Genomic DNA, 23,983 nt, shown 5'->3' on the forward strand with positions numbered 1-23,983 from the left:
TCACTCCGCGCGCAGCGAGGTCATCGGATCGACCTTGCTCGCGCGGCGAGCGGGGAGGAAGCAGGCGAGGGCGCCGACCAGCAGGAGCAGCCCGGCGACGCCGAGGTAGGTGGTGGGATCGAGGGCGTCGACCTCGTAGAGTTGCAGTTGCACGAGGTGGGCGGCGAAGCCGGCGCCGATGGCGCCGAGCAGCAGGCCCAGCCCGATGATGCGCAGGCCGTCGCCCAGCACGAGCCGGACGACGTCGCGGGCCGCCGCGCCGAGGGCGAGGCGGATGCCCATCTCGCGGGTGCGTTGGTTCACGCTGTAGGCCATGACGCCGTAGATGCCCACGCAGGCGAGCAGCAGCGCGGCGCCGGCGAAGAGGCCAAGGAGGGTGAGCATCATGGTGCGGAATTGCAGGGTGCCTGCGGCCATGTCCTCCAGAGTGCGCAATTGGTGGATCGGCAGGTCGGGGTTCACGCGGGCGACCGCGGCGCGCACCGCGGAGCCGAGCGACTCAGGCGGGAGTTGGGCACGCACGACGAAGTGGGTGCTCCACGGGAAGTGAGCCAGCGGAATGAAGACCTGCCGGAAGGGTTCGTTGTCCACCGCGAAGCGGCGGGAGTCCGCCACGACGCCGACGATCTCGTAGGGTTCGCGTTTGAAGAGGATGTGGTGGCCGAGCGGGTTCTCCCCCGCCTCGAAGAAACGGTCGATGACCGACTGGTTGACGAGCATGACCTTGGGGGCGTCGACCCGGTTGTCGGCGTCGGTGAGGTCGCGCCCGCGCAGCAGTGGTGTGCGCATGGCTTCGAAGTAACCCGGCGATACGGCGTCGAAACCGGCCACGATGTTGTTGTCGGGTTCGAGGCGGTCGGCGCGCTGGATGGAGTCGCCGTAGAAGCGATTGCCGTTGAGAGGCATGTTGCTGATGAAGCCCGCGCGCTCGACGCCGGGGATGGCGCGCAGCTCGGTCAGGACCTGATCGGCGAAGCGAATGCGGTCGTCGACCGTGCGAGCGGTTTCGCCGGCGTTGTTGAGGCGGAAGGTGAGGGCGCCGGCGGTCTGGAAACCGACGTCGGCTGACGAAGCCTTGAAGAAACTCCGCATGAGCAGACCGGCGACGACGAGCAGCACGACGGTGAGGCCGGTCTCGGCGATGATGAGGGCCGACTGGGCGCGCTTGCGTTTGCCGGCGCTGCCGCTGCGGCCGCCGTCCTTGATGGATTCCGCGACATCGCGGCCGGCGGCGCGCAGCGCCGGCAGCAGGCCGAAGATCAGCCCGGTGAGCACCGAGGCGCCGAGGGCGAAGACGAGCACCGTGCCGTCCACGCCGATCTCCAGTCGTTGGATGTTGGATACACCGATGAAGACCGTGAGCGGATTGATCGCCACCGTGGCCAGCGCGATGCCGGCCGCGCCGCCGAGGACCGCCAGGAGCAGGCTCTCGGTCAGCATCTGCCGGATGATGCGGCCCTTGGTGGCACCGAGCGCGAGCCGCAGGGCCAATTCGCCGCGGCGGGCGGAGGTCTTGGCGAGGAGCAGGTTGGCGACGTTGGCGCAGGCGATGAGCAGCACCACGCCGACGGACCAGAGCAGGAGGTTGAGCGGTTGGCGGGCGCCGCCGAACATGCTCTCCTGCAGCGAGGTCACGGCGACGGTCCACTCCTTCTTCCGATCCGGATAGAGGTGGTTGATGCTTTGCTTGGCGGCGGTGAGCTGGGCGGCGGCAGTCTCGGGCGCGACGCCGGGTTTGAGGCGACCGAAGGTGGTGGTGACGTAGTGGTAGTTGCGGGTCTGCTTCTGCGGGTCGTTGAACAGGCCGGTGGGGGAAAGGAATTGCACGTCGGGATCGAGCAGGGCGTCGGGCGGCAGCACACCGATGATCTCAAACCCCTCGCCGTCGAAGGTGAGGAACTTGCCCAGCACATCGGGCGCGCCGTTGAAGGTTTCCTGCCAGAAGCGGTGGCTGAGGATGACGATGTTCTCGTTGGCGCCGGCGACATCGTCCTCGGGGCGGAAATCGCGGCCGAGCGTGGGGCGCAGGCCGAAGAGGCTCAGGTAGCCCGGGGTAACTTCGAGGCCGTTGATGATGCGAGGGTCGCCGTGGCCGGTGAGGGTGAAGGCCATCGCGTGGATCGCGGCCATCGACTCGAAGTGGACGTTGCTGTTCTGCCAATCGAGGAAGGTGCCGCCGCAGGAACCACCGGCGGCGCCCGGCGCGGGCGCTTCGTCGATCTGCATGATGCGTTCGGAATCGGCGTAGGGCAGCGGGTTGAGCAGCAGGCCGGAGACCACGCTGAAGATGGCGGTGTTGGCACCGATGCCGAGGGCGAGGGTGAGGATGGCCACGGCGGCGAAGCCGGGAGATTTGCGCAGGTCGCGGGCGGCGAAGCGCAGGTCCTGTCCGAAATGGTCGAGCCACGCGCCGAGCCGGTGCTCGCGCACCTCTTCGATGCGCGCGTCAACGGAACCGAACTCAGCGGCGGCGCGGCGGCGGGCGGTGACCGGGTCTTCACCCAAGGCGATGCGGCGAGCGGTTTCCTGTTCGAGGTGGTCTTTCATTTCGTCGAGGAGTTGTTGGTCCATCGCGCGTCGCTGGAACGCGCGCCGGAGGCGGGTGCGGAGGCCGGAGAGTTTGCTCATGGGAGAATGGTGAAAGAATGGGGGGTAGGGACGGACCGCCGGGCCGTCCGGGTTGCGGCGGGCCCAGCGGTCCCGCCCTACCTCAGTCCGCGCGGAGGGCTTTGATCGGATCGGCTTTGGCAGCGCGGCGGGCGGGGAGGTAGCAGGCGAGGGTGGTGACGACGGCCAGAACGAGGGCGGCGCCGGCGAACACCAGCGGGTCGCCGGCCTTCACTTCGGCCATGAGGTTGGCGGCCAGCCGGGCGGCGCCGATACCGGCGAGCAGGCCGAGGCTGAGGCCGATGGCGAGGAGGCGGCCGCCGTGGCGGAGGATGAGGCGCATGATGTCGGCGCGGGCGGCGCCGAGGGCGACGCGGATGGAAAGTTCGCGGCGGCGGTTGGCGACCGCGAAGGCCATGACGCCATAGAGGCCGATGGCGGCGAGCAGGAGCGCGACGACGGCGAACACGCCGATCAGTTTGAGGGTGAGCCGTTGCGGACCGAGGGCTGCGGCCATGGCGTGCTCGACGGTCTGCACGTTGGCCAGCGGCAGGTTGGGATCGAGGCGATGGATGGCGGCGGCGATGGCGCCGGCGTAGGACGACGGGTCGCCCTGTGTGCGCACGATGTAGCCGGAGTTCCAGACGAACTCGACCTGAGGCGCGTAGAACATCGGCTGAGGCGGCAGGTGCAGGCGCTCGGTGCGGGCGTCGGCCACGATGCCGACCACTTCCCAGGGTTGGTTGCGGGCGTGCACGAGGCGGCCGAGCGGATTGACGTCGGCGCCGTAGAGCACGCGGGCCATGGTTTCGTTGATAACGATTGCGGGAGGAGCGCCGATACGGTTGTCGTCGGCGGTGAGCCAGCGGCCGCGCACGAGGTGCATGCCGAGCGTGTCAAAGTAGTCCTCGGACACGTATTTGATGCGCGCGGTCAGGTCCTGGCGGGTCTCGGGCTTTTCCTCCTGGCTCACGAAGTAGCCTTGGCCGCCGCTGCCGAAGGGCAGGTCGTCGGCGCTGGCCGCGGCGATGACGCCCGGCACTGCCTGCAACTCCGTGCGCACCCGGTTGAGAAACTCGGTGCGCGATTCCTGCGGGCCGTAGTTGCCGGAGTAGGGCGGGGTAAGTTCAAACGTGAGCAAGTTTTCCGCCGTGATGCCGGGGTCAGCCGTGACCGTGCGAACCATGCCGCGCACGAGCAGGCCGGTGCCAATGAGCAGCACGGCGGTGAGAGCGATTTCGGCGATGACGAGGCCGCTCTGGCTGCGCGAGCGCGCGCCGTCGGTGGCGCCGGTGTTGCCACTCTTCAGGGTGGTGTTGAGGTCGGGCCGGCGCGCGCGCAGGGCCGGGAAGATGCCGAAGCAGAGGCCCGTCAGCATGCTGGTGCCAAGGGCGAAACTGAGCACACGCCAATCGAGCTGGGGCGACATGGTGGCGGGCAACAAGTCGGCGCTGGCCACGGTCAGCACACGGATGCAGGCGAACGCCACGAGCAGGCCGGCGGCGCCGCCGAGGCAGGCAAGGAGCGCGCTCTCGGTGAGGACTTGGCGGACTATGCGCGCGCTGCTGGCGCCGAGCGCGGCGCGCACGGCGATTTCCCGCTGGCGGGTGGCGGACCGGGCGAGCAGCAGGTTGGCGACGTTGGCGCAGGCGATGAGCAGCACGAGGGCGGTGGCGCCCAGCATCATGAGCAGGAAGGGCCGGGGATTGGCCGCCAGCTTGTCCCGTAGTGGCTCCACCCCTACGCCCCAGCTGCGCATCCAATCCGGGTAGCCGGGGTTGAGGTTGGCCTTGATGGCGTTGAGTTCCGCGTTGGCGCTGCTGACGGAGGCGGTGGGGCTCAGGCGGCCAAACACCTGAGCCATGTGCACATCAAAACTGGTGCGGTAGTTGTTGGGGGTGAGCACGTGCGGCACGAAGAGTTGCACCGATGGGTCATGCCAGGTGCCGCCGGGCATCACCCCGATGATCTCGTGCGGGCTGCCGTTGAGGGTGAGGGTCTGGCCGAGCGCAGTGGGCGAGCCGCCAAAGCGCGTGCGCCAGAAACCCTCGGTGAGCATGACCACGTTGTTCTGGCCACCGACCTGGTCGTCGGCCGGCCTGAAGTCGCGTCCGATCAGGGGGCGGATGCCGAGCACCTCGCTGAATTCGTTGGAGATGGTGACGGCGGCGATCTTCTCGGGATCGCCCATGCCGGTCAGGTCGAGCTGGTCGCCGGCCCAGATGCAGAGCGCATCGAACTGGGTCTGATGATCGCGCCAGTCGATGAAGGAGCCGCCGGCGACGGTATTGGCGCCGCCTTTGGGGGTGGTCTCAAAGACCCGCACCAGACGGTCGGGCTCCGGGTAGGGGAGTGAGCGCAAGAGTACGGCGTCGACGCCGCTGAAGATGGCGGTGGTCGCGCCGATGCCGATCGCGAGGGTGGCGACGGCGACGAAGGTGAAGCCGGGGGCCTTGCGCAGTTGTCGCGCGGCGTAGCGCATGTCCTGCCCGAGCTGGTCGAGCCAGGAACCGAGCCGGGCTTCGCGCACCTCCTCGGCGCGGGCGTCGACCGAGCCGAAGTCGGCGGCGGCGCGACGGCGGGCGGTGGCGGGATCTTCGCCGAGGGCGATGCGGCGGGCGGTTTCGCGTTCGAGGTGATCTTTCATTTCGTCGAGGAGTTGTTGGTCCATCGCGCGGCGCTGGAAGGCGCGCCGGAGGCGGGTGCGGAGGCCAGAGAGTTTGCTCATGGGCTGAGGGGCAGGATTTTTTTAACCACTTCCGAGCGTAGCGACATCTGAGAGACGAAGTGCCGAAGCAATGGACACGGATGGCTTCGCCTACCGGCTACGCGCCGCAGGAGTAGCAGGAGGAATCTGGTTTGGACCTGGGGGTATCCGTGTTCATCGGTGGTAGGAATTATCCGAGGTCCTCGAGTTTGGCGGTGAGGACGGCGTTGACGGCGTCGGAGAGGCGGGACCAGTTGGCGGTTTCCTTCTCGAGCTGTTTGCGGCCGAGTTTGGTGATCTCGTAGAAACGAGCGCGGCGGTTGTTTTCGGAGACGCCCCAGTCGGCCTTGATCCAACCCTGTTCCTCGAGGCGGTAGAGCGCCGGATAGAGCGAACCCTGCTCGACGCGCAGGACGTCGGCGGAGATCTGGCGGATGCGCACGCTGATGCCGAATCCGTGCATGGGCTGCAGCTGCAGCGCCTTCAGGATGAGCATGTCGAGGGTGCCTTGGAGGAGGTCGGATTTGTCTTTGGCCATGGTTGAAGGTCTTTCCTAGATAATCGACAGGAGAGGCGCCTTTCCTGTAGATTGTCAAGGAGAGGAACACGGCAGCATGGCGCGGGGTTACAGAAAAGTTTGGCGGCGCCGCAAAAGTGGTTTGGAACCACGGCGGGCTTCGGCGATCCCACCCTCTTGTGTCCGCCCCGTTTCGTCTGAAAGCCCTGGTTGTTTGTTTGGTCGCGGCGTCGATCCTGCTGCTGACCGGTTGCCTGCAAACCGTGAGCACCGGGGGTGGTCCGCCGGCGATCCGGCCGAAAACGGAGCCGATCCCGGAGGTGTTTTTGGATTTTGATTTCGCGATCCTCGCGTTGGAGATCGGCGACACCTTTCCGAAAGAACGGGTCAAGGTGGGGGAGTTGTTTGGCGCGGTGTTCACCGGATCCCCCAAGGCCGACTACACGCTGGAGCTGGTCGAACACGACCTGTTGCGGCGTTTGCCGGATGGGCCGCTGCTGGTCACGCATGTGCGCTACGAGTGCGAGATGACGTTTCGGTTGAAGACCGTGGAGGGTCTGGAACGCATCATCACCGTGCGCGGTGATGGGCGGGATGCGCGGGTGGAGCGGCAGGAGCTCAGCGTGCGCGAAGCGGTATGCGACGCGGTGGAACAGCTCGCGGAGAAGGTGCGCTACCACCTGACGCCGTAGGCTGGGGACGTGACTCGCGATCGCGGTGATCCGGATGCCGTGCTGCGGAGGGGCGCAGATGCCGTGAGGCCCGCCTTCGCTGAAGCTCCGGCTGACGGGGCAGAACATGCTTGGGAACGCTGATAGGCGCTAATCTTCGCTCATACCAATCAGCGAAAATCAGCGTCGAATAGCGTTCCTCGATGGTTCGCGGGAACGTGATCCCTGTCCCGCGAGCGCGGCGATCCGGACGCGGTGCTGCGGTGGAGTGGAGAACGTGGTTTTAACCGCAGATGGCGCGGATGTTTTTTTGACCACGCATGGACACGGATGAACGCGGACGGGCGGCTGTTCTGTGTTTTCTGTGCGCTTGCTTCGGCGCTTCGTCATCTCAGATGTCGCTGTGCTCGGTAGCGGTTCAAAACCTGAGAGGCAACGCGACGCCGTCGGGGACCGCCGCGGTGCGGGGGGGCGTGGCTACTTTTTAATGAGTGCCTGCGCCAGCCAGGTGGTGCGGTCGGCGCGAATGGTGTCGGGTGCGTTCATTTCGTGCCCGGCGCCGGGGTAGATTTTGACGGTGGCCTCGGCGGCGAGGGCGGTGACGAACGCCTCGCGGCGCGCGGACGGGATGTAGAAATCCTCTTCGGCCCATTGCAGCAGGATGGAGCGGTCGCCGAGGCGCGCGAGGTAGTCGGGCAGGTGCAGCGGGCGGTTCTCCGCGAGGTAGGCGTCGAGGTCGGCGGGGCGGGTGACGTAGAAGGCCCAGTCACGCAGCTCGGGGGCGGCGGCGATGAAGACGGCGTGGCGGATGCGGGGGTCGACGGCGAGCGCGATGCTGCCATACATCGCGCTGTAGTCGTGGGCGACGAACGCGGTGCGGTCGGGATCCACGCCGGGCTGGGCGAGCAGCAGGTCCATGGCGCGCCGGAAAAGGATCACCTGTTTCACGCCGTGCGCGAAGTCGTTGGCGAGGTCGCGGTCGCGATACCAACGTGGGTCGGACCACAAGGCGTCGACGAGCACGGAGGTGGCGCTGTGGTCGCGCGCCCAGGCGCGGGCTTCGTCGAGGTATTGCTGGCGGTGCGAGGTCTCCGGCTCACCCAGCCAATGTCCCCACAGCAGGCCGGGGGCGGAGTCGGGCGCTTGCGTCGGGCGCACGATGGTGACGCGCAGGGGCGCGTGATCGGGCTGACCGGGATAGGGCGCGAACACGTGGTCCGTAACCGTCACGCCGTCGGCGGTGCTGACGAGCGGGGCGCTGTCGGTGAGGGGCTCCGGTGGGTAGGCGAAGAGCGCGTCGTCGGCCGAGGCGGCGGGGGAAGACATAAGGCAAAGCGCCAGGCAGCCGCGGCGGGCGATGGCGGCGATCGGTTTCATGCCGGTTTGGTAGGATCGTCGGGGGGCGTTGCGGGCAGGCGCGCACGCAGGTCCTTGAGTTCGGTCTGGATCGACTCGAGTTGCGCGACCATGCGGCGTTGGGCGTCACGGGAGGCGGGCTCGTCGTCGTTTTTGCCGAGGAAGATGCTGGCGGCGACACCGCTGAGCGTGCCGAACATGCCGATGCCCGCGATCATGAGGAAGGTGGCGATGATGCGGCCGGCGGTGGTGACGGGGTATTTGTCGCCATAACCCACGGTGGTGGTGGTGGTGATGCTCCACCAGAGCGCGTCGTTGGCGGTGTGGATATTTGCGCCGGGTTCATCGAGTTCCGCGATGAGCACGCCGGTGGAGCCGAACGAGATCACGAGAAAGGTGAGGACCAACACGCCGGTGAGGCCGGCGCTGGCCTTGTTGTCCCACAGGATGTGGTAGAGTCGGCGAAAGGAGCGGATGGCGATGAGCACGCGCACGACACGCACGACGCGCAGGATGCGGAAGGTCTCGATGGCGGGGATGGCGGCCAAGAGGTCGAACCAACCCCATTTCATGAAGCGGAGTTTGGATTCGGCCTGACCGAAGCGGATGGCGAAATCGACGAAGAGGAGTCCGCAGATGGTGGTGTCGATGTAGAAGACCAGCCGGCGGATTTCTTCGGGCACGTCGAAGACGAGTTCGGCGCCGAGACCGGCCAGCAACACCAGCGAGAGCACCAGCACGCCAAACTGGAAGGGGCCGAGGTCCTCGGGATTTTCGGTGGGGGGAAGCACCTGCATGCGGGCAATTCGAGCAAGTCGAGGGCCGCGAGGCGAGGCTGGGAATGAAAACGGGGCGGCCCCGCGTGCTCAGCCGACGTTGTGCACCACCAGCCAGCCGGTGTAGGCCCCGTAGGCGAGCAGGAGGGCCGCACCTTCCCACCGGTTGATGCGGCCGCCGGTGTGCACCAGGGGCAGGACGGCGATGGTGATCGCCAGGAGCACACCGAGATCGAGGAGGTTGAGGTGCGCGATGGTGCCGCCGGCGGCGAGACCCGTGGCGCCGAGGATGCCGAGCAGGTTGAAGAGCGAGGAGCCCACGAGGTTGCCGATGGCGACATCGTTTTCGCCCTTGAGCACGGCGACGAGGGAGATGGCGAGCTCGGGCAGGCTGGTGCCGACCGCGACAATGGTGAGGCCGATGAGGGTTTCACTCCAGCCCCAGTCGCGGGCGAGGATGACGGCGCCATCGACGAAGAGATCGGAGCCGTAGAGGAGCAGGCCAAGTCCGACGAGGCTGAGCACGGTGGCCTTGGGCAAACTGGTGGGGGCGGGGACGTCTTCGCCGAGATGTTGGTCCGGGTCGTCGGCAGCGCGGCGCAGGGTGAGCCAGGTGTAGAGGATGAGGCCGACGAAGAGCACGGCGGCCTCCCAGATGGCGAGGTGGTCGTTGAAGAGAAAGACCGCCGCGAGCACGGTCGCGCCGATGAGCAAGGGCACCTCTCGGCGGATGACGGAGTGGCTCGCCATGAGCGGCCGGCAGAGCGCGCACAGGCCCATGATGAGGGCGAGGTTGCAGAGATTGGAGCCGATGACGTTGCCCACCGCGATGGCGGCGGCATCGCGTTGGGCGGCTTGCAGAGACACGACCAGTTCCGGCGCGCTGGTGCCGAAGGCGACCACGGTCAGGCCGACCACCAACGGCGTCAGGCCGAGTCGCAACGCGAGTGCGGCGGCGCCCCGCACGAGCAATTCCGCGCCGAGCGTGAGCACGATGAGACCGATGATGAGGAGCAGAACCGGAGGCATGGACCTGAAAACCAATGCGCACCGGGCCGGACTTTGCCAGCGCGACCGTCAGGTGTTCCAAATCCGGTGAGCTTGTGGAAGGGAGGGGAAGGGAACGCTGATCTGCGCTCATCTGCGCTTATCTGGATCAACAATGATCAGTGATGATCAGCGTAGATTAGCGTTCCCCTGCGGGGCCTCACCGCTTCTGAGCCCGAGGCGCGCGAGTGACACAGATGCTGCGAGGCAACGCGGGGATTAACCGCATGTTACACAGATACCGTGCGGCAACGTGGTGTGGAACCGCGAAGGGCGCGAAGGGACGCGAAGCCACTCCCTCGCAAAACCGCGTCCGGAGGCCGCGAACGCGGTGGTCTCCGCCGGCGAATCGTTGCCCTCTCAGCATCTGCGCCCATCCGCGTCATCTGCGGTTCAACACGACTGAGGACATAACCGCAGATCACGCAGATGATCGCAGATGCGGAGAGGCAACGAGATTGGACCACAGATTACACAGATGAACACAGAGCCTCCTCATCCTCTGTGCTCCTCCGTGACCTTGCTTCGGCACTTCGTCTCTCAGATGTCGCTGCGCTCGGTAGTGGTTAAAAAAACCTACCTGCCCCTCGGCATCCATTCTACCTGATCTGCGCCCATCCGCGTCATCTGCGGTTCAACACGACTGAGGACATAACCGCAGATCACGCAGATAATCGCAGATGCGGAGAGGCAACGAGATTGGACCACAGATGACACAGATGAACACAGAGCCGACCCACCCTCTGTGCCCCTCTGTGACATCTGTGGTTAAAAACCCATCTGCCCCTCGGCATCCATTCTACCTGATCTGCGCCCATCCGCATCATCTGCGGTTGAACCACGTTCTCCACTCCACCGCAGCACCGCGTCCGGAGGTCGCGGTCCACCTCAAGCCGCCCGGTGGACGCCGACGCCGGTCCCGCGAAAGCGGGATGCACCATCTGCGCTTGTCTCCATTTGTGCCTGCGGTGCTCAACAATGTTCGCGGGCGGGGTTGCTCGCGGGGGTGGGTCTGCCAAGCTCACGTCGTTTCCCGCCCTCAAGCTGCTTTGCCCCATGAAAAAGGTCTTTGGTCTCTCCTTCCTGCCACTCAATGCGGATCTCGGTTTGTTGGTGCTGCGGCTGGCGCTGCCCTTCGTGATGGTGCGTTACCACGGTTGGGGCAAATTGACCGGTTGGCAGGACGAGGCCGCGGGCTTGCCCAACTGGTTTTCGTTGGCCGGGGCGAAGAAGGAGTTTCACAGCTTCCCCGATCTCATCGGGATTTCGAGTGAGCTGAGCTATGTGCTCGTCACGTGGCTGGAGACCTTTGGCTGTTTTGCGATCATGCTGGGCATCGCGACGCGGCTGCATGCCTTGGGACTGTCGATCGCGATGTTCGTGGCCTGGGGGTTGTTTCATCACTTTGGCTTTCGCGCGCCGCACGGCGGCGAGACGGCGTTCCTCTTCGCGTTCAGCTTCCTCGCCCTCTTCCTGCTCGGCCCCGGCAAATATTCGCTGGATCGCAAATACGGCATCGGGCGGACCTGAAAGGAAACGCTCATCTTCGCTGAACTTGCTGAGCGAAGATCAGCGGTCCGGCTGCGGGTGAGGTCCGCGGGGTCAACCACCGGCGTCGGGCGTGGGCGGCGAGGGCGGGGTGGAGGCGAGTGACTCGAGTCCGTTGATCCAGCCGCCGAAAACGTTGCGGTAGAGTGTCAGGTTGTCGGCGTCGATCGTGGCGGTGATTTCATCCAGCATGGTTTGAGCCTGGGTGGCGGCGGCGGGGTTGCCGGAGGACGTCTGCAACAGTTCCTGGGCGGCGAGACGCGTGTGGTAGAGGCTGCGGGCGGCGCTGGCCGGCAGGCCGACGCGGGCGGCGAAGGCGTTTTCCATGGAGGCCTGCGGGGTGAGAGCCTGGTTGAGCGCGGCGGCGCGTTCGGGACCGAAGAGGGTGCTGACTTGGGCGATGAGGGCTTCGCGGGCGGCGAGTTCTTCGGGCGAGCTGGCTGCCACGGTGTTCATCACGCGGCGCGGTTCGTTGCCGACGGGCATTTGCTGCCAGAGGGGCAGGAGTTGGCGAAACTCAGCTTCGGTTGGTTGCATGACCCCGAGGCTTTGGCGCAGTCGATGGGCCGCAGGGTCGTTGCGCACATTGAACTCCAACAGTTCGCTCGGGCTGAGCAGGGCGGCGAGGTCCCGTTGCTGCTCCTGTTGGATCAGGGTGAGGGTTTCGACGTCACCGGGGAGTTCAAACATTGTGACGGTGTAGCTGGCCGCGAGACTTTGGTAATCGCTGATGATGGCTTCGAGACGCGGCAGCTTGGCGGGATCAATCGGACCGTAACGGCGCTGCAATTCGGCGATGCGAATCGGGTCGTTGCGGTAGTCGTCGCCGAGCAGTTCGCGGAGTTGGGTTTCGATTTCGCTCTGCAGCTGGATGATGGCGCGCCGCTGGTCGGGGTTGAGGTCCGGCGTGCCGGTCCAATAACCGTCCTCGCTGTTTTCGTTGCGGAGATCGCGCAAGCGGTGGTTCAGCGCGCGGTGCAGGCGGTTGGAGACGACGGCGTTGAGCAGCGAGGGCGGCAGGCCGATCGCGCGCAATCGGGCGGTGAGTTCGGCGGGGTCGTCGGTGCGAAGTTGTTCGCCGAGGGGGGGCGGTGGTGGCGGAGGCGGCGTTGCGGGGGCCGCGGGGGCTGGAGCGACAAATAGTTCGGTGGCGGCAGGTTGGTGGGCGGCCCAAAGGCGCCAAGCGATCACTCCGTTGGCGAGGAGGGAGGCGGCCAGGAGAACGGAAAGGGTCGTGCGCATGGTCAGTTGCCTCCTTGCGGTGGTGGGGCGACCGGCACCATGCGGCTGATCCACTGGCCGACGCCGGAGCCTTCGTAGGCGGCGAGACCGTCGGCGGTCAGCAAGGGTTGGAGGGAATCGCGCACCGATTGTTGCAGGGCGGCGAGTTGCTCGATTCGGGCGTTTGGCGCGAGGTCCCGATTGGAGAAAAGTTCGCGCATGCGCGCGGTGGTATCCATTTGGAGTTGGGCGGCCGCGCGGGCGTTTTCGGCGGGGAGGCCCAGCCGGTCGGTGAGTTGTTTGGTGAAGCGGTATTGGGGGTGGGTGAGCACCTGGTAGTCGGCGTAGCGCTCAGGCCCGAGAGTGGCGGCAATCTGGGCGTCGAGTTCCTGGCGGGCGGCGATTACGGCCTGGCGTTGCTCGCGACTCATCCCCGGACCGCTCGTGCCCCATTGTTGTTCGAAGGCGTTCTGCAGCGCGTAGAGGGATAGGAACTCGGTTTCGGTGGGGGCAAATTCCGTGAGGGTTTGGCGCAGGCGGCTGCCGACCGGTCCCGAACGCACGAGGTAGGCCTCCAGTTGTTCGGGCGTAAGCAAGGCGGCGAGATCGGCCATGCGCGCTTCCTCGATGAGGGCGAGATCCTCGCGGTCGGAGGGGAGGGAGAACCCATTCATTTCGGCGCGCGCTTCGGCGGCGAGGTCGCGGTAGTCGGCAAAAAGGTCCTTCAGTTTCTCGGCGGTTTCCCGGGGCAAGGGGCCGAAGCGGCGTTCGCGGGCGCGGCGATCTTCGGCGGATTCCGCGGCGGGGCCGAGCAGGGCGTCGAGCTGGGCGTTTTGTTCGAGGCGCAGTTGGCGCAGCGCGGCGCGTTGTTCCAGCGGACCGCGCATGGTGATGGTATAGCGCTGGCTCCAATACTCCGGTCGCGGTTGGGCCTCGATCAAGGCGACCTCGCGATCGACGTAGCGGTCTTTGATGCGCCGCCAGAGCAGGTCCCGAATCGTATCGTCGTCGAAGTTGGCCGCCCGCAGGCGTTCGACGAGCCGGACATCGTCGGCCGGGTTGTCGTCGATGCCGTCGGTGAGCTCGGCCCACGTCTGGGGCGGTGGGGGCGAGGCCGGGGTGGTGGCGGACGCGGGAGCGTCAGTTTTCGACGGCGATGCGATCGCGGCATCGGCGGTGTTCGATGCCGCGGAGGACGGGGGAGGAGCGGACCACCAAGCCGCGGCCAGCAGCAGGTTGGTGACCAGCGAAACGGCCAGGACGGCGGGGAGACGTTTCATTGGTCGGAATGGCGGGGAGGGGAAAGCGCTAGGCTGTTGGTGCCCTCACCCGATGAAAGCGCGAAGAAATTCGGACAGTCGTGCTGTGCCGCCGAGGCTCCCGCGGCGCACAAATAACTCAGGCGCGGGCGGATCCATCAGGCCGCAGTGGAACGCTCATCGGCGCTGACCTTCGCTGATGAAGATGAGCGAAGATGAGCGGCTATCCGCGTTTCCCTAATCCTGCCTTCAGTTTTCGAAGCTGCTGCCGGCGAGGTCGGTCGGGAGGGCGGCGGGCCGCTCGCAGCTCGACTCGATCGTGATGTGGCGGCCTTCGGCGCCGCTGCGGGTGGCGGCTTCCATGAGCTCGACGACATGGTGAGCGAGCTGGCCGTTGGCGCGATGCGGGCGACCGCTGCGCAGGGCGGTGGCGAGGTCGGCCACGCCGCTGCCGCGGGCGCGGCCGGTGGCGTGCGTCATGGGCACTTCCTCAAAGTCCATGCTGCCGGCCTTGGCCAGGAAGCAGGGGAGGTCGAACCAGTTGGGATCGCAGACGCGCAGGGTGCCCTCGGTGCCGTGCACCACGATGTGGGGCAGGGTGGTCTTGGGCACGTCGAAACTGAGGACGAAGGTGCCGACGGGACCGCTGGCGAATTCGAGCGTGGTCGAGAAATGGGTCGGCACATCGACGGTGATGGTCTGGCCCTGGCGTGGCTCGCTCTTGATCGTGCGCTCGGCGAAGGTCTTGCGGGCAACGCCGCTCACGCGGGCGACGGGACCGAAGAGGTTGACCATGGCGGTGAAGTAGTAGGGGCCCATGTCGAACATGGGGCCGCCGCCGTGTTTGTAGTAGAAATCCGGATTCGGGTGCCAGGCCTCGTGGCCGGGGCAGAGCATGAAGCCGGTGGCGGAGACGGGCGTGCCGATGGCACCGTCGTCGATGAGTTTGCGGGCGGTCTGCAGGCCGGCGCCGAGGAAGGTGTCGGGCGCGCTGCCGACGCGCAGGCCGGCGGACGCAGCCTCGGCCACGACGGCGGCGGTGTCGTCGGCGGAAAGGGCGAAGGGTTTTTCGCAGTAGACGTGTTTGCCGGCGGCGAGCACGCGGCGGTTCACCTCGGCGTGGGCACCGGGAATGGTGAGGTTGACCACGATCTCGATGTCGTCGCGGGCGAGCAGCTCGTCGACGGAGCCGCCGAAGGCGAGGCCGCGTTCGGCCGCGGTCTTTTTCGCAAGGTCGACGTTGAGGTCGGCCACGGCGCAGAGGTCGAGGATGGGGTAGTTGGCGCAGCCCTCGAAGTAGGCCTTCGAGATGTTACCGCAGCCGATGAGCGCGATCTTGGTGGGGGAGTCGGACATGGAAAAGACGGGCTGAGAGGCAGGTTTTTTTAACCACAGATGACACAGATTATCACAGAGGCTGAGAGGCAGGGTTTCGGTGGAGTGGATCTGCGTTTATCTGTGATATCTGCGGTTTCCCAAGGGTTGGAGTGGTTCGGTGTCCTCTGTGAAATCTGTGGTTGAGAATTGAATTTCAGTTCAGGTCGCCGGCGGCCCAGCGGAGGCCGCGGACGTTGAGGTCGAAGGCGTGGGGGCTGGTGGCGAATTCCTTGGGTTCGTGGCCGAGGGCGCCGTAGAAGACGCGGGCCTGGCCCCAGTGTTTGATCCAGGCGATGGGCATGGGCACGGACTGGCCTTCCCACACGTAGGTGGTCTCGGCGAGCACGTGCACGCCCGGGTCGATGAGCATGTAGTATTGCTCGGAGGTGTAGGTGAAGTCGGCCGGGATGCCCTGCATGATGACGTGCTCGGGGTCGGTCACGTGCACCTCGTAGTCGCCGATGTGCGGGTGCGAAACGAACATGCCGCCGACCATCCACTTGAACTCCACGTCGCCGCGGAAGGCGTCGCCGAGGCCGCCGTGGAAGCCGCCGAGGTTTACGCCGCCAGCGACCGCGTCGCGGAGGGCCTGGGATTCCTCCTTGGTCCATTCGCCCATCGTCCAGTTAGGCACGATGAGATCGAAGGTGGTGAGATCGAGCCGGGTGAGGCAGGCGGTCTCGGTCTCGAGCTGGCACTCAAAGCCATGCGCGGTGAGCGCGTCGGCATACAGTTGGGTAAAGGTTTCGGGAACGTGGCCGGGCCAGCCGCCACTGAAGAACAAAGCGCGTTTCATGAAAGGCCGAACAGAACATGGCCCGGAGGTCCCCCGCAAGGGCGGGACACGGAAGGCGGTGGTTTCCGTTCAGTGCGGAGAGGCGATTCCAGATTAGAACCACAGCGCTCGCCTGGAATCGCAGATCAAGAGACCAACTGAGGAACGCTAATCGACGCTGATTTTCGCTGATAGGTATGAGCGAAGATTAGCGCATATCAGCGTTCTCCTGAAAAACTTGTCCCGCCCCATCTGCGTCATTGCTTCGGCACTTCGTCTCTCAGATGTCGCTGCGCTCGGTAGCGGTTCATAGTTTTAGTGGTCAGGCCTTCCGCCACGTGCGCGTTGACCGGGTGGGGGAGGCTGCCAACGTCGCGGCGATGTTCTTGTCCGATGCCCACCAGCGTTTGCTTGCCCGGCTGCTGCCGGTGTTGGCGGCTGCGTTGCTGGCGATGGCCGGGTGGTGCGGACGCTTGGACTGGATCGACGCGCACAACCCCAACGTGCTGCGAGTCCCCTTGCGGGTGGAGCAGGTGTCGCGGGCGGAGCTTTACTTCGATGTCGGGCAGGGACTGTGGGCGGGGGATGTCAGCGTGCGGGAGCTCGTGCCGGGCATGCCGGAGACGGTGATCGGGTTTACGGTGCCGCGGGCGCCGATCTTCACGCTGCGATTGGATCCGATGACGACAGGCGGTGCGTTTGCGGTCGGCGTGCCGTGGCTGGAGTCGGCGACGGGGCGGGTGATCGCGCGCTTCCCGCGCTCGGCGGTCACGCCGCGGCTGCAGGTCGATTCGTGGCACGATGCCGGCGAGTGGTTTGAGGCCACGGCGGCGGTGGGATCGGACGACGTGCAGGTGTGGTTTGGGCTCGGCGGACCCTTGCGGCACGCGCGCGGCCGGGCGTGGGGCTGGTGGCTGGCGGCGGCGGTTGGCGTGATCGTGCTGCGGGTTGGGTTGGCGCGGTTTCCGGCGGTGCGGGAACGGGATCGTTGGCATCGAGTGGTGCCGGCGGCGTTTGGGCAGGGGATGGCCCGGGCGGCGACGGCGACGTGGCGGGGCGGGAGTCGAGTCGGCGAGGTGCTGCTGGCGGACGTCGCGGCGGCGACGCCACGGCGGGTGGTGATCGGCGCGCTGATCGTGGTCGCGGCGCAGGCGTGGTTGTTGAGCGGCTGGTTGCAGACGACGGACTGGCCGATGTGGGACGAGGCGAATTTCGCCGGCCGGGGCGCGGACTGGGCGGAGGGACGCGGCAGCTTTGGTGAGTTGCATACGGGGCCGGGTTACGTGGTGAACTACGGCGTGCTGTCGTGGTTTGGCGACGCCGGGCACACCGTGATCTGGCAACACGCGCTGGTGAAGCTCGGCGTGGCCGTGATGCTTTATCTCGCGCTGGTGCGGCTGTGGCGGAATCCGACCGCGGCGGTGGCGGCGGTGCTGGCGTGGAGCGCGACGTGGTTTCAGTTGGAGTATCCGTCGATGGTTTATCTGGCGGCGTGGATGTGGTTCCTCGCGGCGCTCGCGTTGATCGATCGCTGGCCGCTGCTGGGGGTGTTGCTGCTGACGTGGGCGGTGGCGTATCGGCAGGATTACCAGTTCGCCTTGCCCGTGGTGCTCGCCGGACTCGGTTGGCGCTGGTGGCGCGACGGATGCCGGGTGCGTGAATGTTGGATACGCGGCGAGGCGGCCCAACCGGCGGTCCAGGTGGCCGCGGTGGGGGCGGCCTTGCTGTTGGTGCTGGCCATTGGCGTGGTGGTGAAGGGCAGCTCCTGGGGAGGCGTGGGGCATCGCGGGTGGTTTGCCTTTCAGCAGCACTATGCGGTGCGCGAGGTGACGGTGCGGGGGCTGAGCAACTTCGACCCCTACGCGCGCTATCCGGAGATCATTGCGGAGGATTTTCCCGGCGCGACTTCATTGACGGAAGCTTGGGCGAGCAACCCCGGCGCGATGCTGAAGCATGTGGTTTGGAACCTGACCCATGCGGCGGAGGTGCTGGTGGAGTATTGGCGACCGTCGGCGGGATTGGGTTTCGGCGTGGGGTTGGCGGCGGTGCTGGCCGTGCTGGCCCTGTTGATCCGGGAGCGGGTGCCAAGTGCCGAGCCAGGCGCGTGGTGGTTATTGGGCGGAGGCTTGCTGGTGGTCGGTCCGGGTTTGGTCGTGCTGGCCAAGGACACCTATCTGCTGCCGGTGCTGGCGGGAGCCTTGGCCGTGGTGGGTTGGGGGCTCGGCCAGGTCGCGCCACGGATCCCCGCGCGGGCCCGCAGCGGGTTGCGGATGATCTGGGTGGTGGGCGCGCTGGTCCTGATGGTCTGGTGGTGGCCGGCGCGGGCGCGGCTGGCGGCGCGTCCGGCCGTGCTGCCAGTTTCGACCACGGCGCAGGCGCTGGCCGAAGTCTGGCCGGACGACGGGCGGCATGTGTTGGTGGGTTACGGCGCGTCGACCTACGAAGTGTATTTGGGGCGGGATCGTTGCCGCGGCATCGAGGCGGTGAACGCCATCACCGGCAGCGCGGCGCCGGATCGCTCGGTGGCGCAGTTCCTCGCCGAGGAGCGCCCCTTCGCCGTGCTCATGACCGGCCTCTGGTGGGACAACGTGCCGGTCGACGAAACGCCCTTGCGCGACCTCGTCGCCAGCGGAACCTGGTCGGTGAAACCCGTGCCGCGTGGCCGGCTTTATTACCGAAATGGCAACGAGTGAAACCCGCGAGGCACGGAGGCTTTGACCGCAGATGGCGCGGATGGGCGCAGATGCCGTGAGGACGGGATCTCTTTAACCACTACCGAGCGCAGCGACATCTGAGAGACGAAGTGCCGAAGCAAGGGCACAGAATCCACGGAGGGGTATGGTGGCTGAGAGGCAGCGTGACGCCGTCGGCGTCCACCTGGCGGCCTTGAGGTGGACCGCGACCCGCATGTCCCGCGAACGCGGCGATCCGGACGCGGTGCTGCGGTGGAGTGGAGAACGTGGTTTAACTGCACATGGCGCGGATGGGCGCAGATGCCGTGAGGCCCGCCTTCGCTGAAGCTCCGACTGACGGGGCAGAACATGCTTGGGAACGCGGATAGGCGCTAATCTGCGCTCATACCAATCAGCGAAAATCAGCGTCGATTGGCGTTCCTCGATGGTTCGCGAGAACGTGGTTCCCGTCCCGCGAGCGCGGCGATCTGGACGCGGTGTTGCGGTGGCGTGGCTTCGCGTCTCTTCGCGGTTCAATGCCACGTTGCCCCACGGTATCTGCGCCTATCAGCGTGATCTGCGGTTCAAATCTGCGGTGGAGCTGCGCCCGCAGATCTGTCTGGCATTGGGCGGGGCGTCGCTGGCAGCGTGGCGGGCTCTGTTTTTCAATCCATGCCGCTGCTGACCATCAACGACCTCTCCCATGCCTTTGGCGGGCCGCCCGTGCTCGATGCAGTCAATCTGCAGGTCGATGCGGGCGAGCGGGTCTGTTTGGTGGGGCGCAACGGCAGTGGCAAATCGACCTTCATGAAGCTGCTGGCCCGCGACATGTTGCCGGATCGGGGCTCCATCGTGCGAGCGCCAGGCACGCGCATCGCCCGGCTGCCGCAGGACAGCCCGGCGGATGTGCAGGGCACGGTGCACGACGTGGTCGCCGCGGGTCTCGTGCCGCTGCACGACCACGAGGAGGAGTGGGAGCAGGAGGTGCGGATCGAAAACGTGATGGAGCGCATGTCGCTCACGCCGACGGCCGACTTTGAATCGTTGTCCGGCGGACTCAAACGCCGCGTGCTGCTGGCGCAGGCCTTGGCGAGCGCGCCGGACCTGCTGCTGCTCGATGAGCCGACCAACCACCTCGACATCGCCAGCATCGAGTGGCTCGAGTCCTTCCTCTTGGAGAGCGGACTGGCTTTGTTCTTTGTGAGCCACGACCGCGCGTTCCTGAAGAAACTCGCCACCCGCATTGTGGAGCTGGACCGCGGGATCCTGACCAACTGGGACTGCCCCTATGACACCTTTCTCGAGCGGCGCGAGGCGCGGCTCGAGGTGCAGGAGCGCGAGTGGGCGCAGCAGGACAAGTTGCTGGCGCAGGAAGAGGCCTGGATCCGCCGTGGCATCAAGGCCCGGCGCACCCGTGATCAGGGGCGCGTGGCGCGGCTGAAGGAACTGCGCTCGGAGCGCAGGGCCCGGCGCGAGCTGCAGGGCAGCGCGACCATGCGGGTGAGCGAGGCGGACCGCAGCGGTCAGCGGGTGGTTGAGGCCATCGGCGTGGAGTTTGCGTATCCAGGGCCTGGTGACGTGACGCCGGTGCGCGGGTTGGAGCTGCTGATCAACCGCGGCGACAAGATCGGTATCCTGGGCGCCAACGGTGCGGGGAAGACGACGCTGGTGAAGCTGTTGCTGGGTGAGCTCAAACCGACGGCGGGGGAGCTGAAGTTTGGCACGCGCCTGGAGGTGGTGTATCTCGACCAGCTGCGCGCGCAGATCGACGGCAACAAGACCGTGATGGAGAATGTGGCGGAGGGGAACGACCACGTGACGGTCGACGGCAAGCGCAAGCACGTGATCTCCTACTTGGAGGACTTCCTGTTCGAGCCCGATCGCGCCCGCACGCCCGCGCGGGTGCTGAGCGGAGGGGAGCGCAACCGGCTCTTGCTCGCCCGGCTGTTCACCAAACCGGCCAACGTGCTGGTGCTCGACGAGCCGACCAATGACCTCGATGCAGAGACCTTGGAATTGCTCGAAAGTCTGCTGGTCGATTTCGGCGGCACGCTGCTGGTGGTGAGTCATGATCGTGACTTCCTGGACAACGTCGTGACCTCGACGCTGGTGGCGGAGGGCGATGGCAGGTGGCGCGAATACGTCGGCGGCTACAGCGACTACGCGGCGGATCGCGCGCGGAATGCGGGACCGGGGTCGACGACCCCGGCACCAGCGAATCCGGCCAAGGGAAAGCCGGTGAAGGCCAAGGTGGCCAAACCGCGGAAGCTGAACGGCAAGGAGAAGGCGGAGCTGGAGGCCTTGCCAGCGAAGATCGAGGCGCTGGAAGCGGAGCAGGCCGAGTTGACCGGCAAGCTGGCCGACCCGGCGTTTTACGCGGACAAGGCCGCGGAGGTGCCGGCGATCAAGGCGCGGCTCGATGCGATCGAAGCGGAGACGCTCGACGTCTTCGCCCGCTGGGAAGAACTCGAAGCGATCAAAACGGCGAGCGAAGCGGGGTAGTTCTTACAGAAGGCAACGAAGGGAACAAAGCCGTCAGCCTGCTGGGTTTTACAGGAGGAAACAGAGGTCAACAGAGCCACTCCAAGGCCGGTATTCACAGAAGGTAGCAAAGAAAACCAAGGCCCTGAGGGAGGGATGGTTCGACCACAGATTTCAAGGAGAGCTCGGAACACGTCCAACTGGGATAAAACCGCAGATTTCGCTTCGCTCGGTAGTGGTTAAAAGATCAGCGCGTCGACGCGGGCGGTGGTTTACAAAGTAATTGGCGATGGGCTTCGACAAGTGGGGGCGGGGGGCCGACGCTGACCCTCTTGACCGTTCTCTGGAGTTTCTTCCTACCGGGAGTGTTGTTGCTGTTGATCCCGGCGAACGCGCTTCTTTCGACCCGAGTGCAATTGCGCACCTTGGAGAGTTTTCATTCGCTCGACAGCGCGCGCCGGTATCGTCGCTGGTGGTGGGTGCCGGCGCTGTGGCTCGACCCCTTGCGCGCCTTCGGTGGAGTCTGGTTGGTGAAAGCCTCGCTGAGCTTGGAATACCAATACTGGACCCAGGCGATGCTGCCCGACTTCGCGCTGTTGTTCGGGCTGTTGTTGGTGAGCATGGCGGTGCAACTCTACACCTCCCGCGAGGCCGGCGTGATGTTGGCGCCGATCGGTTTTTTGATCGGCGTGATTGCCGCACTGGCGCCGTGGTCGGTCGCCGGCGTCGGGCTGGTGGGTGGTTTGGTGGGACTGTTCGGCTTTCGTCACTTCGCCGGATTCTTTGTCGGCTGCAGCGTGGGCGTGGGCTTCTTCAGTTTTGTGCTCGACCCCAGTCTCGTCTGGACGATCCCGCTCATCGCGACCGCCTTTGTGCCCCTCGGCGCCTGTTTGGTCACCGGTCGCACCCTGGAACTGCCGACCCGCGACGCTTCCGGCGCCGACGGCAAAATGCGCTAGGCGGACGCGCGGTGGGACGGCGGAGAGGCCGGGAGGTTTTTAAACCACGAATGGACACCAACGGCTTCGCCTACCGGCTACGCACCGCAATGGCAGGCGTGCTGGGACGATGAACTGATAGGTGAATCGCCATTCGTGTGTATTCGTGTCCATTGGTGGTTAAAAAACAGCGTTGGAGTGGTTCCGGTTTCTCGTGTGAGATCACCGCTCCATGTTCGCCAACATTTCCTGCTACAAGTTTGCCCGGCTCGATGGCCTGAAGGCGCTGCGCGAGCGTTTGCTCGGGTTCGCGAAGGCGCGCGGTTTGAAAGGCACCATCCTGTTGGCGACGGAGGGGATCAATCTGTTCATCGCGGGACCGCGCGCGGACGTTGATGCGCTCGTGGACGAGATTCGGTCTGTGCCAGGCCTTGAAGACCTGGCGCCGAAATACAGCGAGAGTGAACACCAACCCTTCAACCGCATGCTCGTGCGGATCAAAAAGGAGATCATCGCGTTCGGGGTGGAGGGCATCGATCCGGCGGCGCGCACGTCGCCCAAGCTCAAAGCGGCGGAGCTCAAGCGTTGGCTCGACGAAGGTCGACCGGTGACACTGCTCGACACGCGCAACGACTACGAAGTGAAGCTCGGCACCTTTGCGGGAGCGATCCCGGCGGGCATCGATCACTTCCGCGATTTCCCGGCGGCCGTCGCCAAGTTGCCCGCGGAGCTGAAGGACCAGCCGGTGGTGATGTTCTGCACGGGCGGCATCCGCTGCGAGAAGGCGGGACCGTTCATGGAACGCGAAGGTTACCAGCACATCTACCAACTCGATGGCGGCATCTTGAAATACTTCGAGGAAGTCGGCGCCGACCACTACGATGGCGAGTGCTTCGTGTTCGATCAGCGCGTCGGCGTGGACCCGGCGCTGGCGGAGACGGATTCGACGCAGTGCTTCAATTGCCAGACCCCGCTCTCGGCGGCCGAGCAGGCGCACCCGCATTTTCAACCGCCGCACAGCTGTCCGCATTGTTACGTGCCGCCGGAGGCCCGGGTGGCCGAGCGTCTCGCGCAACGTCAGGCGGCGTTGAGCGCCTTGGCTGATCCGCTGCCGGGCAGCGTGCCCTACGACAATCAGCGTCCCTTCAACGTGCCGGGTGACTTCGATCGGTCGACCCTCGGCGAAGCGTTGGCGGCGGCGTTTCCACATCTGCCGTCGAGCCATTGGGCGGCCCTCGTCGCCGAGCAACGCCTGGTGGACGGGCAGGGTAGTCCGGTGGCGCTGGATCGCACGGTGCGGGCGGGGGAGTTCTTTGCGCGATTGCAGCCGGCCACGATCGAACCGCCGGTGAACGCGGCGATCCGGCTGTTGCACGAGGACGACGCCATCGTGGTGCTGAGCAAACCTGCGCCGCTGCCGATGCACCCGGCGGGGCGCTACAACCGCAACACCCTGCAATACCTGCTGGAGCAAGCCTACGCGCCGTATCGGCTGCGCCCGGCGCACCGGCTCGACGCCAACACCAGCGGACTCGTCGTCTGTGCCCGCACGCGGCAACACGCGAGCCGCCTGCAACCCCAGTTCGCTCGCGGCGAAGTGGAGAAAGTTTACCTCGCCCGGGTGCACGGCAAACCGGATTGGGATACCCAGCTGTGCAAGTTGCCGATTGGCGACGACGTCGGCCCGGCCGGCAACCGCACGGTTGGCGAAAACGGTCGCGATGCGCGCACTTTGTTTTCCGTGGTGGCGTATCGGGAAAGTGATGACACGACCCTGCTCGAAGCGCGCCCGCTCACCGGTCGCACCAACCAGATCCGCCTGCACCTGCAAAGCCTCGGCCACCCCATCGTCGGCGACCCGGTTTACGGCCGCGAAGCGATTGAGACCGGAGCCACGCAAACCCTGCCGGTCGACGCCCCGCCGCTGTGCCTGCATTGCCAATGGCTCGAGTTCACCCACCCAACGACGGGTCAACGCGTGAGCTACGAAGACCACGCCCCCGACTGGGCAAAGTAGGTTCTACAGAAGGA

16 protein-coding genes are annotated in these 23,983 nt (G+C 66.0%); 6 read left to right on the forward strand and 10 right to left on the reverse strand.

Going from position 1 to position 23,983, the window contains the following annotated elements:
* From AC0MRV_RS05340 to AC0MRV_RS05350, 3 genes are all read right to left on the reverse strand, one after another.
* On the reverse strand, positions 1–2,628 hold the full coding sequence (locus AC0MRV_RS05340; RefSeq protein WP_472763402.1) for an ADOP family duplicated permease: 2,628 nt from the start codon (positions 2,626–2,628) through the stop codon (positions 1–3).
* Positions 2,629–2,710: 82 nt separating this feature from the next.
* Positions 2,711–5,335 carry an ADOP family duplicated permease gene (locus tag AC0MRV_RS05345; protein ID WP_472763403.1) on the reverse strand — a complete coding sequence of 875 codons (2,625 nt, stop codon included), beginning with the start codon at positions 5,333–5,335 and terminating at the stop codon, positions 2,711–2,713.
* A gap of 169 nt (positions 5,336–5,504) precedes the next feature.
* Positions 5,505–5,852 (reverse strand): PadR family transcriptional regulator, encoded by a 348-nt coding sequence (locus tag AC0MRV_RS05350; RefSeq protein WP_472763404.1) that lies wholly within the window; start codon positions 5,850–5,852, stop codon positions 5,505–5,507.
* 158 nt (positions 5,853–6,010) lie between these two features.
* Here AC0MRV_RS05350 and AC0MRV_RS05355 point away from each other — a divergent pair, with 158 nt between their 5' ends.
* Positions 6,011–6,523 (forward strand): hypothetical protein, encoded by a 513-nt coding sequence (locus tag AC0MRV_RS05355; RefSeq protein ID WP_472763405.1) that lies wholly within the window; start codon positions 6,011–6,013, stop codon positions 6,521–6,523.
* Between the two features lie 456 nt (positions 6,524–6,979).
* Here the strand turns inward: AC0MRV_RS05355 and AC0MRV_RS05360 are convergent, their stop codons facing one another.
* The 3 genes from AC0MRV_RS05360 to AC0MRV_RS05370 all read right to left on the reverse strand — a co-directional run bounded on the left by AC0MRV_RS05360 (position 6,980) and on the right by AC0MRV_RS05370 (position 9,663).
* Complete coding sequence (locus AC0MRV_RS05360; protein WP_472763406.1) at positions 6,980–7,879, reverse strand: dienelactone hydrolase family protein; 900 nt, start codon at positions 7,877–7,879, stop codon at positions 6,980–6,982.
* Entirely contained in the window at positions 7,876–8,655 is a 780-nt protein-coding gene (locus AC0MRV_RS05365; RefSeq protein WP_472763407.1) for a potassium channel family protein, read from the reverse strand. The genes AC0MRV_RS05360 and AC0MRV_RS05365 overlap by 4 nt, the downstream gene beginning before the upstream one ends.
* 69 nt (positions 8,656–8,724) lie before the next feature.
* Positions 8,725–9,663, reverse strand: coding sequence for a calcium/sodium antiporter (locus AC0MRV_RS05370; protein ID WP_472763408.1), 939 nt, complete (start codon positions 9,661–9,663; stop codon positions 8,725–8,727).
* 1,074 nt (positions 9,664–10,737) lie between these two features.
* Between AC0MRV_RS05370 and AC0MRV_RS05375 the strand changes: the two genes are divergently transcribed.
* The gene (locus AC0MRV_RS05375; protein ID WP_472763409.1) at positions 10,738–11,211 is read left to right on the forward strand and encodes a DoxX family protein; all 474 of its coding nucleotides are present in this window, start codon (positions 10,738–10,740) and stop codon (positions 11,209–11,211) included.
* Between the two features lie 72 nt (positions 11,212–11,283).
* Here the strand turns inward: AC0MRV_RS05375 and AC0MRV_RS05380 are convergent, their stop codons facing one another.
* The 4 genes from AC0MRV_RS05380 to AC0MRV_RS05395 form a co-directional block, all read right to left on the reverse strand.
* Positions 11,284–12,471 (reverse strand): hypothetical protein, encoded by a 1,188-nt coding sequence (locus tag AC0MRV_RS05380; protein ID WP_472763410.1) that lies wholly within the window; start codon positions 12,469–12,471, stop codon positions 11,284–11,286.
* A 2-nt stretch (positions 12,472–12,473) separates the two neighbouring features.
* Positions 12,474–13,730, reverse strand: coding sequence for a hypothetical protein (locus tag AC0MRV_RS05385; RefSeq protein ID WP_472763411.1), 1,257 nt, complete (start codon positions 13,728–13,730; stop codon positions 12,474–12,476).
* 228 nt (positions 13,731–13,958) lie between these two features.
* A complete protein-coding gene (locus AC0MRV_RS05390; protein WP_472763412.1) occupies positions 13,959–15,065 on the reverse strand; it encodes a Gfo/Idh/MocA family protein in 1,107 nt (368 codons plus the stop codon).
* 175 nt (positions 15,066–15,240) lie between these two features.
* A complete protein-coding gene (locus tag AC0MRV_RS05395) occupies positions 15,241–15,882 on the reverse strand; it encodes a ThuA domain-containing protein (RefSeq protein ID WP_472763413.1) in 642 nt (213 codons plus the stop codon).
* A 317-nt stretch (positions 15,883–16,199) separates the two neighbouring features.
* On the opposite strand from AC0MRV_RS05395, the gene AC0MRV_RS05400 reads away from it, so the two are divergent.
* The 4 genes from AC0MRV_RS05400 to trhO all read left to right on the forward strand — a co-directional run bounded on the left by AC0MRV_RS05400 (position 16,200) and on the right by trhO (position 23,969).
* Positions 16,200–18,554, forward strand: coding sequence for a hypothetical protein (locus AC0MRV_RS05400; protein ID WP_472763414.1), 2,355 nt, complete (start codon positions 16,200–16,202; stop codon positions 18,552–18,554).
* A 651-nt stretch (positions 18,555–19,205) separates the two neighbouring features.
* Positions 19,206–21,035, forward strand: coding sequence for an ATP-binding cassette domain-containing protein (locus tag AC0MRV_RS05405; protein ID WP_472763415.1), 1,830 nt, complete (start codon positions 19,206–19,208; stop codon positions 21,033–21,035).
* A 389-nt stretch (positions 21,036–21,424) separates the two neighbouring features.
* Positions 21,425–21,973, forward strand: a complete 549-nt coding sequence (locus tag AC0MRV_RS05410; protein ID WP_472763416.1) for a hypothetical protein — start codon at positions 21,425–21,427, stop codon at positions 21,971–21,973.
* A gap of 211 nt (positions 21,974–22,184) precedes the next feature.
* Positions 22,185–23,969, forward strand: a complete 1,785-nt coding sequence (trhO, locus tag AC0MRV_RS05415; protein WP_472763417.1) for an oxygen-dependent tRNA uridine(34) hydroxylase TrhO — start codon at positions 22,185–22,187, stop codon at positions 23,967–23,969.
* Positions 23,970–23,983: the final 14 nt, after the last annotated feature.

The organism is Actomonas spartinae (assembly GCF_051209155.1).
Classification (GTDB): domain Bacteria; phylum Verrucomicrobiota; class Verrucomicrobiia; order Opitutales; family Opitutaceae; genus Actomonas.

Bases quoted from the DNA above. Each gene is read 5' to 3' on its own strand.
- AC0MRV_RS05350 (WP_472763404.1), bottom strand. From the start codon at position 5,852: ATGGCCAAAGACAAATCCGACCTCCTCCAAGGCACCCTCGACATGCTC.
- AC0MRV_RS05370 (WP_472763408.1), bottom strand. From the start codon at position 9,663: ATGCCTCCGGTTCTGCTCCTCATCATCGGTCTCATCGTGCTCACGCTC.
- AC0MRV_RS05390 (WP_472763412.1), bottom strand. From the start codon at position 15,065: ATGTCCGACTCCCCCACCAAGATCGCGCTCATCGGCTGCGGTAACATC.
- AC0MRV_RS05405 (WP_472763415.1), top strand. From the start codon at position 19,206: ATGCCGCTGCTGACCATCAACGACCTCTCCCATGCCTTTGGCGGGCCG.
- trhO (WP_472763417.1), top strand. From the start codon at position 22,185: ATGTTCGCCAACATTTCCTGCTACAAGTTTGCCCGGCTCGATGGCCTG.
- AC0MRV_RS05395 (WP_472763413.1), bottom strand. From the start codon at position 15,882: ATGAAACGCGCTTTGTTCTTCAGTGGCGGCTGGCCCGGCCACGTTCCC.
- AC0MRV_RS05365 (WP_472763407.1), bottom strand. From the start codon at position 8,655: ATGCAGGTGCTTCCCCCCACCGAAAATCCCGAGGACCTCGGCCCCTTC.
- AC0MRV_RS05340 (WP_472763402.1), bottom strand. From the start codon at position 2,628: ATGAGCAAACTCTCCGGCCTCCGCACCCGCCTCCGGCGCGCGTTCCAG.
- AC0MRV_RS05360 (WP_472763406.1), bottom strand. From the start codon at position 7,879: ATGAAACCGATCGCCGCCATCGCCCGCCGCGGCTGCCTGGCGCTTTGC.
- AC0MRV_RS05385 (WP_472763411.1), bottom strand. From the start codon at position 13,730: ATGAAACGTCTCCCCGCCGTCCTGGCCGTTTCGCTGGTCACCAACCTG.
- AC0MRV_RS05375 (WP_472763409.1), top strand. From the start codon at position 10,738: ATGAAAAAGGTCTTTGGTCTCTCCTTCCTGCCACTCAATGCGGATCTC.
- AC0MRV_RS05345 (WP_472763403.1), bottom strand. From the start codon at position 5,335: ATGAGCAAACTCTCTGGCCTCCGCACCCGCCTCCGGCGCGCCTTCCAG.
- AC0MRV_RS05380 (WP_472763410.1), bottom strand. From the start codon at position 12,471: ATGCGCACGACCCTTTCCGTTCTCCTGGCCGCCTCCCTCCTCGCCAAC.